This window comes from Kitasatospora sp. NPDC059088, assembly GCF_042738155.1.
Lineage (GTDB): Bacteria > Actinomycetota > Actinomycetes > Streptomycetales > Streptomycetaceae > Kitasatospora.
The window spans coordinates 6,186-17,392 of record NZ_JBHYGR010000013.1 but is presented as its reverse complement, the minus strand read 5'-3'; the positions used below and the strand labels follow the sequence as shown (position 1 = coordinate 17,392).

General features: G+C 73.4%; 10 protein-coding genes. 7 read left to right on the top strand and 3 right to left on the bottom strand.

The window, feature by feature from the left end:
* The first annotated feature begins 143 nt into the window (after positions 1–143).
* On the top strand, positions 144–842 hold the full coding sequence (locus tag ACFWXO_RS08565; protein WP_380522872.1) for a TetR/AcrR family transcriptional regulator: 699 nt from the start codon (positions 144–146) through the stop codon (positions 840–842).
* 152 nt (positions 843–994) lie between these two features.
* Here ACFWXO_RS08565 and ACFWXO_RS08560 read toward each other — a convergent pair whose 3' ends face one another.
* The 3 genes from ACFWXO_RS08560 to ACFWXO_RS08550 form a co-directional block, all read right to left on the bottom strand.
* Positions 995–3,049, bottom strand: coding sequence for an LPXTG cell wall anchor domain-containing protein (locus tag ACFWXO_RS08560; RefSeq protein WP_380522871.1), 2,055 nt, complete (start codon positions 3,047–3,049; stop codon positions 995–997).
* A 276-nt stretch (positions 3,050–3,325) separates the two neighbouring features.
* A complete protein-coding gene (locus tag ACFWXO_RS08555) occupies positions 3,326–4,042 on the bottom strand; it encodes an MOSC domain-containing protein (protein WP_380522869.1) in 717 nt (238 codons plus the stop codon).
* Positions 4,043–4,107: 65 nt separating this feature from the next.
* Entirely contained in the window at positions 4,108–4,854 is a 747-nt protein-coding gene (locus ACFWXO_RS08550) for a cyclase family protein (protein WP_380399047.1), read from the bottom strand.
* A 91-nt stretch (positions 4,855–4,945) separates the two neighbouring features.
* Here ACFWXO_RS08550 and ACFWXO_RS08545 point away from each other — a divergent pair, with 91 nt between their 5' ends.
* The 6 genes from ACFWXO_RS08545 to ACFWXO_RS08520 all read left to right on the top strand — a co-directional run bounded on the left by ACFWXO_RS08545 (position 4,946) and on the right by ACFWXO_RS08520 (position 10,984).
* On the top strand, positions 4,946–5,620 hold the full coding sequence (locus ACFWXO_RS08545) for a UbiX family flavin prenyltransferase (RefSeq protein WP_375881861.1): 675 nt from the start codon (positions 4,946–4,948) through the stop codon (positions 5,618–5,620).
* Positions 5,621–5,739: 119 nt separating this feature from the next.
* On the top strand, positions 5,740–6,198 hold the full coding sequence (locus ACFWXO_RS08540; protein ID WP_030232219.1) for an Lrp/AsnC family transcriptional regulator: 459 nt from the start codon (positions 5,740–5,742) through the stop codon (positions 6,196–6,198).
* A 4-nt stretch (positions 6,199–6,202) separates the two neighbouring features.
* Positions 6,203–7,165 (top strand): threonine/serine dehydratase, encoded by a 963-nt coding sequence (locus ACFWXO_RS08535; RefSeq protein ID WP_375881863.1) that lies wholly within the window; start codon positions 6,203–6,205, stop codon positions 7,163–7,165.
* A 192-nt stretch (positions 7,166–7,357) separates the two neighbouring features.
* Entirely contained in the window at positions 7,358–8,521 is a 1,164-nt protein-coding gene (gene mqnE / locus ACFWXO_RS08530) for an aminofutalosine synthase MqnE (protein ID WP_375881866.1), read from the top strand.
* 115 nt (positions 8,522–8,636) lie between these two features.
* Positions 8,637–9,917 (top strand): L,D-transpeptidase family protein, encoded by a 1,281-nt coding sequence (locus ACFWXO_RS08525; RefSeq protein ID WP_375881867.1) that lies wholly within the window; start codon positions 8,637–8,639, stop codon positions 9,915–9,917.
* A gap of 122 nt (positions 9,918–10,039) precedes the next feature.
* Positions 10,040–10,984 carry a beta-ketoacyl-ACP synthase III gene (locus ACFWXO_RS08520; RefSeq protein WP_380522867.1) on the top strand — a complete coding sequence of 315 codons (945 nt, stop codon included), beginning with the start codon at positions 10,040–10,042 and terminating at the stop codon, positions 10,982–10,984.
* The last annotated feature ends 223 nt before the right edge of the window (positions 10,985–11,207 follow it).

Below are 11,207 nucleotides of genomic sequence, written 5' to 3'. Positions count from 1 at the left end.
CGGGGTGGTTGTTTTTTTATTTCCCCCCGCGCGACGTCTCAAACAACCCCCCGCGGGGGGCGGCCCCCCGGGGGCCCCCCCCCCGGCGGGGGGGGGGGGCGGCCCCGCCCCCCCCCCTGACGGCGATCGCCTCGGCGGCCGGAATGTCGCGCAGCACCCTGCTGCGCCGCCTCGGCGGCTCCCGGGCCCCGCTGGACGAGGCCGTCCGGCAGGCCGGCGTCGACCCGGGCGGACGGCCGCCGGTGCGGGAACGGGCGATCGAGGCGGCGGGCCGGCTGGTCGCCGAACGCGGCCTCGCCGGAGTGACCCTGGACGCCGTGGCCGACCGGGCCGACTGCTCACTGCCCAGCCTGCACACCGTCTTCGAGGGGCGGGACGGCCTGTTCACCGCCGTCTTCCTCCAGTACGGCCCGCTGCCGGACCTGGAGACACTGGCCGCGGACCCGCCGGAGAGCCTGGAGGAGACCGTCCGGGCGATCCACCACACCTTCGCCGCGGCCTTCGACCGCGAGCCGAGGGTCGTCCCGGCGGTCTTCGCCGACCTCTTCGGCCGCCCGGACGGCCCCGCCGCCCGGATGATGGAGGCCCACCTGCCGCGGATGTTCGACGGCCTCTCCCGCCTGCTGCTGCCGTACGCCGAGGCGGGGCGGCTGCGCCCGCTGCCGCTCCCGGTGCTGGCCCAGCTGATGCTCGGCCCGCTGCTCAACCACGTCCTGATGAGACCGGTGCTGGAGCCCGCGTTCGGCGCCGGACTGCCGTCGCCGGACGAGGTGCTGGACCTGTTCGTCGAGGCCTACCTACGGGCGGTCGCCCTGCCCGGGCCGGGCCACCGGAACCCCTGAACCGACCCCGAGGAGAACCGTGATCGGCACCCTGCAGTGCCTGGTGCTCGACTGCCCGAGCCGGGCCCGGGGCTGAGGGGCGGCCGGAACGGCCGAGCCCCGGCCGCCGGACGGTGCCGGGAGCCGGGGCTCGGGTGCTTCTCGGAGCGGGATCAGGCGTTGCGACGGCGACGCGCGAAGAAGAGGGCGCCGATGCCGCTGGCGAGCAGGCCGGCGGCGGCCGCGGCGGACGCCAGCATGCCGTCCGAGCCGGTGTGGGCGAGCGAGCCGCCGGCCAGCTGGGTGTCGGTCGTGGTGCCGGTGCCGGTGCCGGTGCTGTCGGCCGTGGTGCCGGTGCTGGTGGTGCTGGAGCCGCCACCGGTGGTGGTGGTGAGGCCGGCCTTGACGGCGGTGCCAGTGCCCTTGTCGCTGCCGCCGGCCGGGGTGCTGGTGACGTCGACGGGGAAGCCCTGCGGGCCGACGAAGGCAGGGTAGTCGCTGCCCTCGCCGAGGACGGCCCAGGTGTTGACGTAGGTCCGGCCGATCGGGGCGTCGTCGGTGAAGGCGAGGCGGACGTGCCTGGTGACGGTGCTACCGGCCGGCAGGTTCTTGTCCGCGCTGAGGTGGTAGAGGACCTGGTCGGCGCCCGGCTGGCTGGTCGGGACGCCGGTGATGTTCTCCCAGCTGCCGTCGGCCTTCTGGACCTGGAGCGTGGTGCGCCGGTCGGCCTGGACGACCTGGGACACGTTGTCGTAGGCCGAGGCGCTGGGGTTGGTGAAGTTGACGTCGAACTCGGCCGGGATGCCGCCGGGGACGGCGTTGGTGGGCGCGCCCTTGGCCTGCACGGTGAGGGCCTTGAGTGCGATGTCCTTGGTGCTGGAGGCGAGGGTGCTCTGCCCCGCCTTGTCGAGGACGGTCGAGGCGAGCTTGACGGTGCCGTTCAGGCCGGCCCAGTCGTTGTTGAGCGGGGCGGAGAGGCGCAGCTGGACGGTCTTGGTGCCGTTGGCGGGGACGGTCACGCCCGTGAGCGAGCCGATGAAGTGGAACCCGTCGGGCTGCTGCGTGAAGGTGAGCCCGACCGGGTTCCAGGTGCCGTCGGCGGCACGGGACTCCAGGGCGAGGCGGCCGTCGCTGCGGGCGGCCGGGTTGCTGGCGTCGAGCTTGAGGTTGAACTGCGTGTCGGAGCTGCTCGCGTTGGTGACGGTCTCGGTGAACTCGACCGGCTTGCCACCGCCGTTGCCGATCGACGACGGCTCCTGCACCGACAGGCCCAGGGGGGAGCCGACGAGGTTGATCGCGATGTACTGGGGGCCGACGTAGGTGGGCGAGTACCCGCTGCCCATGTCGAGCTCCGCCCACGTGTGGACGGTGGTCGAGCCGATCGGCGCGTCGCCGTTGTAGGCGAGGCGGAGGTGCCGGGTGAAGGTCTCGCCGGGGGCCAGGTTCCGGTCGTCCGCGAGCAGGTAGCGGAGGTCTCCGTCGGCGTGGGGGAGGGAGGTGCCGGTGAGGGTCTGCCAGCTGCCGTCGGTCTTCTGCATCTGGAGCGTGCTGTACTTGCTGGCCGTCACGACCTTGGAGACGTTGGTGAAGCGGGAGGCGGTGGGGTTGGCGATGGTGACGTCGAACTCGACCGGCGCGCCGCCGACGAGTGCGGTGGTCGGCGCGTTCCCGACCGTCATGGTCACGTACCGGGCCGAGACCGCCTTGGTGCTCTCGGCGAGGACGGTGCCGCCGGTGGCGTCCAGGACGGCGGAGCTGAGCGTGACGGTGGACACCCGGTCGCTCCAGTAGGCGTGCAGCCCGGTGGTGAGGCGCAGCTGGACGGTCCGGGTGGTACCGGCGGCGACGTCCAGGCCGGGCACCGTGTCGGTGACGGGCTTCCAGGTGCCGTCCGTGTCGCGGTACTCGACCTTGATGACCTGGTACGCGAGGGGGCTGGCGTCGGTCGTGGCCTTGACCCGCAGCTTGAACGTGGCGTCGGTGCTGCCGGGGTTGGTGACGGCCTCGGTGAACTCGACCGGCTCCCCGCCGCGGCCGACCGTCTCCGGCGCGTTGACCTGCAGCGACGGCTTGTCGGCCGCGGCCTGGGCGGTCGGCTCGGCGGAGGCGGTGGCGGCCGGGGCGTCGGCGGCGTAGGCGGCCGGGGCGGCGACCACGGCGCCGGTGGCGAGCAGCACGCCCAGGGTGGCGGCGGTGACGACGGCGGAGCGGGAACGGCGTGCACGCACGACGGACATTCTGAATACCCCCCAGGGTGTTTCACCGGCAGCTTTGCGCTGCTGGTCGATCAGTTCGGTACGGGTCGGACCTGAGGTCCGGGGTCGGTGTCCCCGGTGTCGCCTGCGGTCCGCTCCGGCGGGTTTCCCCGCCGCTCACTCACATAGACGTGCAAGGGCCGCGGGGGTTGCAGGTGAGTTCGAAACTTTTTCGGGGAATCTTCGAGACCGCTCTGACCTGCGGTTATATCGGCGCTGGTGTCGGCATCGTGGCACCGTGACCAGGACTCAGTCCAGCACCAGCCGGTCGCCGAGCCGCAGCCGCCCGGGGGCGGCGACCTCGGCGAGGGCGTCGAGCCGGCCGTCGTGGGCGTGCACGATCGCCTTGAGGATCTCCGGCGCGTGCGGCAGGCCGGGCTGCGGGGCGCCGCTCATCGCGCAGCGCTCGCTGGCGGAGACGAAGGCGAGCCGGGCGCTGTCCGGTGCCCCGCCGTGGGCCTGCCGGCCGAGCCAGGCGTCCTCGACGAAGGGCGGGGTGCCCGGCGGGGTGCGCAGCACGATGTTGGGGCGGAACCGGCGTTCGTCGACCACGGCGAAGGGGACGGCCTCGCGGACCCAGTCCAGGGTGGCGGTGCTGAGCACGCTGACGGGCAGTCGGTCGAAGTGCGGGACGGCGTCCTCGCGGGCGAGTTCGACGTCCTCGCGCTGGAGGTAGGCGCGCAGGAAGGCGGTCGGGTGGTCGACCGGGCGGCCGAGCGGGTCGAACAGTTCGGGGCCGTCGATCCGGCGGCCGAGGCGGGCGGAGAGCCGGAGCAGTCCGTCCATCCGGCGGAAGCGGCGGGTGTTCTTGCCCGAGCCGAGCTTCCCGGAGGTGTCGCGGACGGCGTAGAGGCGGTCCCCGGCCAGGCCGCGCACGTCCACGTCGACGGAGTCGAGCCGCTCGCCGCCGGTGGACTTCACGGGGTAGCGCCAGAGTCGCTCGACCACTCCGATGATCTCAGCCATGGCCGGAAAGCCTAGTGGCGCCATCGGAGTTGGTCTAGACCAAGTGCGGCCCGGGTCGGGGCCGGTCAGCCCAGTCGCGCCACCGCCCGCACCGGGGCCCCGTCCGCGGCCACCAGGCGCAGCGGGAACAGCGACACCTCCACCGGCCGGCCGGCCTCCTGCGCCGCCAGCAGCGCCCGCAGGTCGGTCAGGTTCTCCGCGATCACCCCGCCGCCGTCCGCGCCCAGCAGCACCCGGTGGGCGGCCAGCGTCGGCTCCTCCACCGGGTCGGGCCCGTCGTGCTCGTCGGTGAGGTCGGCGAGCAGTGCGGCGACCGCAGGGTCCTCCGGCCCCGGGTCGGGGGTGGGGTCCACGCTCAGCGCGTCCACCCCGACCGTCCGCACCCCGGCGGCCACGATCGCCTCGGCGGCGGCTGCGGTCAGGCTGGGGTGGGCCAGGTAGGCGTCGGTGCCCCAGTGCCGGGCCCAGCCGGTGGCCAGCAGCAGGACGGTGCCCTCGGCGCAGCGCGCCAGCGCGGGCGCCAGCAGGTCGGGGGTGACGGCCGTCCGGGGCTCCAGCCCGCGCAGGTCGGCGACCACGGCCGGGCCGGTGAACCGCTCCAGCGGCAGTCCGTCCAGGGTCGGCCAGGTGACGTCCACGTGGTACGGCGCGTCCACGTGCGTCCCGGACTGCGAGCCGAGGTGCAGGGCCAGCACGTTCACCCCCGCCGTGGCGGTGGTGAGCGCGGGCGCCAGCAGGACGGCCGGGTCGCCGGGGTAGACCGGCATCGCGGTGGTCACCTGATGGGTGAGGTCGACGAGGGTCGCTGCCATGCGCCCATCCTCCCAGGGGGCGGGCCCGCGCGGGCCCGGTCCGCGGTGCCCGGGGCGGAGCCGCAGGTGGGGGCGGGACAGAATTGCCTCCATGGGAACTGCGAAGCGTCAGCCGTGGGTGGTCGGGGTCTCGGGAGCGTCGGGGACGCCGTACGCGGCCTCGGTGATCCGGGCGCTGCTCGCCGCCGGCGAGGCGGTGGACCTGATCGTCAGCCGGGCCGCCCGGCTCACCATCCTGGACGAGACCGGCATCTCCTTCCGGGACGCCCACTGGCGCGCCGACCTCGCCCGCTGGCTGGGCACGGACGAGGGCCTGGACGACGTCCGCTACTGGCCGGCCGGGGACTTCGCGGCCGGCCCGTCCAGCGGCTCGTACCCGGCCAAGGGGATGCTGGTGGTCCCCGCGACCACCGGCGCGGTGGCCGGGATCGCGCTCGGCCTGAGCAAGGACCTGCTCCAGCGGGTGGCCAGCGTCACCCTCAAGGAGCGCCGTCCGCTCGTCGTCTGCGTGCGCGAGGCACCACTCAACGGGGTGACGTTGAAGCACCTGGTGGAACTCGACGCGCAGGGCGCCGTCGTGCTCCCCGCCTCGCCCGGTTTCTACGCCGGCGGCTCCACCGTGCGCGAACTGGTGGATTTCGTGGCCGGCCGGGTGCTGGACGCCGTCGGCGTGCCGCACTCCCTGTACCTGCGCTGGGAGGGCGAGTTGGGCGCGGCCGCCCGCAAACCGGGCGACGGGGAGGCCGCTCGGGCTGAGGGGGAGTAAGGAGAGCGAGGGCGGGAGAGTATCTTCTCTGCGATATCCGGGTCGTTCAGCGCACGGCGCCTTTGAATCCGGATAATGATCTGTGGGTCTGGTGAGGTTCGGAAGGACGCGGACGGTATATGGACACGGTGGACAGACAGCTCATCCAGGCGCTCCGGGAGAACGGCCGTGCGTCCTACGCCGAGCTGGGCCGACTGGTCGGACTCTCCGGCCCGAGCGTCACGGACCGCATCAACCGCCTGGAGCAGGCCGGTGTGATCACCGGCTACCGGGCGACGGTCAACCCGGCCTCGCTCGGCTTCGGTGTCACGGCCCTGATCGGTCTCCAGCTGACCGACGCCGCCGACCACGAGGACGTCGCGTTCCGGCTGAAGGACCTCAACGAGGTCGAGGACTGCTGGTTCATCGCGGGTGACGACTCCTACATGCTCAAGGTCCGGGTGGCCGACGTGGCCGGCCTGGAGTCGGTGGTCAAGCGGATCTCGGGCACGAAGGGCGTGGCCCGCACCCGCACCACCGTCGTACTCTCCACGAAGTGGGAGAACCGGGTGAGCGAGCTCCCCCCCGAAGGAGAGTGACGGCATGGCACTGGTCGGTCTGGAGGAGCTGCACGCCGCCCGGGAGCGGATCGCCGGGGTCGCCGTGCGCACCCCGCTGGTCCCCGCCCCCTGGGCGTCCGAGGACGGGCGGCGGCTCTGGCTCAAGCCCGAGAACCTCCAGCCGACCGGGGCCTTCAAGACCCGCGGCGCCTACAACCGGCTGGCAGCGCTCACCCCGGACGAGCGCGCCCGCGGCGTGGTCGCCCAGTCCAGCGGCAACCACGCGCAGGCGGTGGCCTACGCGGCGCAGCTGCTCGGCCTCAAGGCCGTGATCGTGATGCCGGACACCTCGCCCGCCGTGAAGGTCGAGGCCACCCGCGCGTTCGGCGCCGAGGTGATCCTCGTCCCGCCGGGGGAGCGGGACACCCTGCCCGGCGAGCTGGCCGAGCGGTTCGGCTTCGTCTGGGTGCCGCCGTACGACGACCCGTTCATCATCGCGGGCCAGGGCACGGTGGGCCTGGAGATCGCCGAGGACGCCCCGACCGGGCTGGACACCGTGCTGGTGCCGGTCAGCGGCGGCGGCCTGATCAGCGGGACGGCCGCCGCGCTCAAGCTCACCCGCCCAGGCGTCCGGGTGATCGGGGTGGAGCCGGAGCTGGCCGCCGACGCCCAGGAGAGCCTGCGCTCCGGGCGCCGGGTGGAGTGGCCGGTCGCCGACACCTACCGGACGCTCGCGGACGGGCTGCGCACCCCCTCGGTGGGCGTGCTGCCGTACGAGCACCTCACCGCCTACGTCGACGACATCGTCACCGTCACGGAGGACGAGATCCGCGCCACCGTCGCCCTGCTGGCCCGCCGCGGCCGGCTGGTCGCCGAGCCCTCCGGCGCGGTCGCCCCGGCCGCCTACTTCCACCGCGCCGCCGAGACCGGGGGCCGGACGGTGGCCGCCGTGGTCAGCGGCGGCAACATCGACCCGGGTCTGCTCGCCGAGCTGCTCAGCGCCTAGGGCCCGTCTTCAAACTCCCGTCGTCCACCCGGAGGGCGGGCGGGGCGGCGTTGGGGTGCGTGCCCCGGCGTCGCCCCGCAGGCGGGAGTTTGAAGACGGGCCCTAGGGGCACGCCCTCGCCCGGCCTCCGTCGGCATAGGCGTAACCTCGTCTCCGGCAAGGAATCGAATGTCTGAGGAGGCGGGTCACCGCATGGACGCAGGGCTCAAGCGCGAGCTGGAGGCGAAGGTCTACGCGGGTGAGCGGCTGACCCGCGAGGACGGGATCGCGCTCTACGGGAGCGACGACCTGGCCTGGCTGGGCGGGCTGGCCCACCACGTGCGCACGCGGAAGAACGGCGACGTCGTCCACTTCAACGTCAACCGCCACCTCAACATGACGAACGTCTGCAGCGCCTCCTGCGCGTACTGCTCGTTCCAGCGCAAGCCGGGCGAGAAGGACGCCTACACGATGCGCATCGAGGAGGCCGTCCGTCTCGCCAAGGCGATGGAGAGCGACTCCCTCACCGAGCTGCACATCGTCAACGGCCTGCACCCCACCCTGCCGTGGCGCTACTACCCGCGCTCGCTGCGGGAGCTCAAGGCGGCGCTGCCGAACGTCTCGTTGAAGGCCTTCACCGCCACCGAGATCCACTGGTTCGAGAAGATCAGCGGCCTGCCCGCCGACGAGATCCTGGACGAGCTGATCGACGCCGGTCTGGAGTCGCTGACCGGCGGCGGCGCGGAGATCTTCGACTGGGAGGTCCGCCAGCACATCGTCGACCACGACACCCACTGGGAGGACTGGTCGCGGATCCACCGCCTGGCGCACGCCAAGGGCCTCAAGACCCCGGCCACCATGCTGTACGGCCACATCGAGGAGCCCCGCCACCGGGTCGACCACGTGCTGCGGCTGCGTGAGCTCCAGGACGAGACCGGCGGCTTCCAGGTCTTCATCCCGCTGCGCTACCAGCACGACTTCCACGACTCGAAGGACGGCGTCGTGCGCAACAAGCTGATGGCCCGTACCGAGATGGCCACCGGCGCCGAGGCGTTGAAGACCTTCGCGGTCTCCCGGCTGCTCTTCGACAACGTCCCGCACGTCAAGGTCTTCTGGGTGATGCACGGCGTCACCACCGCCCAGCTGGCGCTCAGCCACGGCGCGGACGACATGGACGGCTCGGTGGTCGAGTACAAGATCACCCACGACGCGGACAACTTCGGCACCCCGAACAAGCTCGGCCGCGAGGACCTGCTCGGCCTGATCCGGGACGCCGGCTTCCGCCCGGTGGAGCGCAACACCCGCTACGAGATCATCCGCGAGTACGACGGCCCCGACCTGACGCGTCGCGAGACCCCGCAGGCGATGCGCCTCTGACCTGCGCTTTCCCCGCCGCCCGGACCGCACCCGCGCTCCGGGCGGCGGCGTCTTCACGGCTCCCGCACGCGCCCCGGGTTTACCAACGGGTAGGGCGTTTGGCAGGATCGACGGCATGTCCGGTTCCCATCGCGCCACCGAGTACCCGCCGTACGAGCCGATGCCGGAGCCGGGGTACGGGGTGCCGCAGCAGTCGCACGAGGCGCCGTACCAGGCGTACGAGCCGTACCCGCAGGCCGTCCCGCAGCCCGCCGCGCAGGAGTACTACGGCGAGTACCGGCAGCCGGCCGACGGGTACTCCGGGGCGTACGAGCAGCCGTTCCAGCCCTTCCAGCCGTACGTCGTCGAGCCGGAGCCCGCCTACCAGGGGACCGCTCACCAGGAGCCGTCGGTCTACCAGGAGCCCGCCTACCAGGAGCCGGTGTACGGGCAGCCGGAGTACGAGCAGCCCGAACCGGTCGAGCCCCTCGCGCCCCTCGCCTCCGTCACGCCCATCGCCGCCGCGGCCCCCGCGCCCGGTGGCCGGGCCGCCTCCCGGGGCCGGCGGCGCAAGGCGAAGCAGAAACGACACGGCAAGGCCGTGATGGCCGGCACCGCGTTGCTGGTCGCGGCCGCCGCCGGCTGGTACACCGTCGGCCAGGACGGCGCCAAGTCCGTCGCCGCGGCCGCCGACGGCCCCGGGCCGGAGGGCGTCAGCAAGCCCGACCACCCCGTCACGCCCGCCCCCGCGGCCGTCCAGGCCGCCGCCGACCGGCAGAGCGCCCCCGCGGCCGCCGGCCGCAGCGAGACCCGCCCGGACGGCTCCCTGACCGCGATACCCGGCCTCGGGGCCGCCTTCACCGCGAAGATCCCCGCCGCGACCACCCAGGTCGTGGTCGCCACCGGCCAGGGCAAGGACACCGACAGGAACAGCGTCACGCTGTGGACCCGCACCCCCGAGGGCCGCTGGCTGGCCGGTGAGACCTGGCAGGGCCACAACGGCAAGAACGGCTGGACCACCGACCACAACGAGGGCGACCTGCGCAGCCCGATCGGCGTCTTCGACCTCACCGACGCCGGTGGCCGCAACGCCAACCCCGGCAGCAAGCTCCCGTACGACAAGGACGCCAGCTTCGTGGTCTCCGGGACGGGCTTCTTCGGCGACCAGCTGGCCGGCTCCTTCGACTACGTGGTCGCGATCAACTACAACCGGGTCGCCGGCAGCTCCCCGCTCGACATGCGCCGCCCGATGGGCAGCAAGAAGGGCGGCGGGATCTGGCTGCACGTCGACCACGACGGCCCGACCCACGGCTGCGTGTCGATACCCGAGGACAAGATGGCCCAGCTGATCCGCACCCTGGACCCGGCCGCCCATCCGGTGATCGTGATGGGCGACGCCACCTCGCTGGCCGCCTGACCTCGGCGGACGCCCGGGCCCAGGCGCCCCAAGGGCCTTGTGGAGCCCCTACAGATCACAGCTGCGGATCCTGTAGCCGGTCGTGCCCGGCTGACCAGCGGGTAACCCGGTTCCATGGCAGCATGAGCGGTTCGCGCATTGTGGCACTCGGGCACTACCAGCCTCCCAAGGTGCTCTCCAACGACGACCTGGCGGCATTCGTCGACACCGACGACGAGTGGATCCGCACCCGGGTGGGGATCCGCACCCGGCACATCGCCGAGGGCGAGACCCTGGTCGACCTCGCCACCGAGGCCGCGCAGAAGGCGCTGGCCAACAGCGGCCGGACGGCGGCGGAGATCGACCTGGTGGTGGTCGCCACCTGCACCGCGATCGAACGCAGCCCCAACACCGCCGCCGCGGTGGCTGCCCGGCTGGGCGTCCGCGCGCCCGCCGCCTACGACATCAACACGGTCTGCTCCGGCTTCTCCTACGCGCTGGCCACCGCCGACCACGCGATCCGGGCCGGCGCGGCGCGGCGCGCGCTGGTGATCGGCGCCGAACGGATGTCCGACACCCTCGACTGGACCGACCGCTCCACCTGCGTGATCTTCGGCGACGGCGCCGGTGCCGCGGTGGTCGAGGCCCAGGAGGAGGACGCCGAGCCGGGCATCGGACCGGTGGTCTGGGGCTCCGAGCCGGAACGGGGCGACGCCGTGGTGATCACCGGCTGGGACCCGGTGATCAGCCAGCAGGGCCAGTCGGTGTTCCGCTGGGCCACCACCCAGCTCGCCCCGCTGGCCCGGCAGGCCTGCGAGCGGGCCGGGATCGACCCGTCGGAGCTCAAGGGCTTCGTCCCGCACCAGGCCAACCTGCGGATCATCGACGCGATCGCCGCCAAGCTGGGCCTCGGCGACGCGGTGGTGGCCCGGGACGTGGTCGAATCCGGCAACACCTCGGCGGCCTCGATCCCGCTCGCCTTCTCCAAGCTGGTCGAGCGCGGCGAGCTCTCCCCGGGCGACCCGGTCCTGCTCTTCGGCTTCGGCGGCGGCCTGGCCTACGCCGGCCAAGTGGTCCGCTGCCCGTAAGCCACCCGCCCTTGAGCCGAAGGGCTGGCGACCCCGCCCCGAGCCGAAGGGGCGCGCCGGTGCCGAAAGGGAGAGCGCGAGGGAGCGACGGAGGAGCGAGGGAGCGCCGACCGTCGGCACCGGACGAAAGCGCCCCGGAGGCGAGCGGGCGAAGATACGACATGGCGGGGGGGGGGGGGGCGCGGGGGGGGGGGGGGGGGCGCCGGGCGGGGGGGGGCGCCGG

What these genes read in the sequence shown, in the direction of transcription:
- ACFWXO_RS08545 (WP_375881861.1), top strand. Translation starts at nt 4,946, where the DNA reads ATGGGAACTGCGAAGCGTCAGCCGTGGGTGGTCGGGGTCTCGGGAGCG.
- ACFWXO_RS08535 (WP_375881863.1), top strand. Translation starts at nt 6,203, where the DNA reads ATGGCACTGGTCGGTCTGGAGGAGCTGCACGCCGCCCGGGAGCGGATC.
- mqnE (WP_375881866.1), top strand. Translation starts at nt 7,358, where the DNA reads ATGGACGCAGGGCTCAAGCGCGAGCTGGAGGCGAAGGTCTACGCGGGT.
- ACFWXO_RS08525 (WP_375881867.1), top strand. Translation starts at nt 8,637, where the DNA reads ATGTCCGGTTCCCATCGCGCCACCGAGTACCCGCCGTACGAGCCGATG.
- ACFWXO_RS08550 (WP_380399047.1), bottom strand. Translation starts at nt 4,854, where the DNA reads ATGGCAGCGACCCTCGTCGACCTCACCCATCAGGTGACCACCGCGATG.
- ACFWXO_RS08540 (WP_030232219.1), top strand. Translation starts at nt 5,740, where the DNA reads ATGGACACGGTGGACAGACAGCTCATCCAGGCGCTCCGGGAGAACGGC.
- ACFWXO_RS08555 (WP_380522869.1), bottom strand. Translation starts at nt 4,042, where the DNA reads ATGGCTGAGATCATCGGAGTGGTCGAGCGACTCTGGCGCTACCCCGTG.
- ACFWXO_RS08565 (WP_380522872.1), top strand. Translation starts at nt 144, where the DNA reads ATGTCGCGCAGCACCCTGCTGCGCCGCCTCGGCGGCTCCCGGGCCCCG.
- ACFWXO_RS08520 (WP_380522867.1), top strand. Translation starts at nt 10,040, where the DNA reads ATGAGCGGTTCGCGCATTGTGGCACTCGGGCACTACCAGCCTCCCAAG.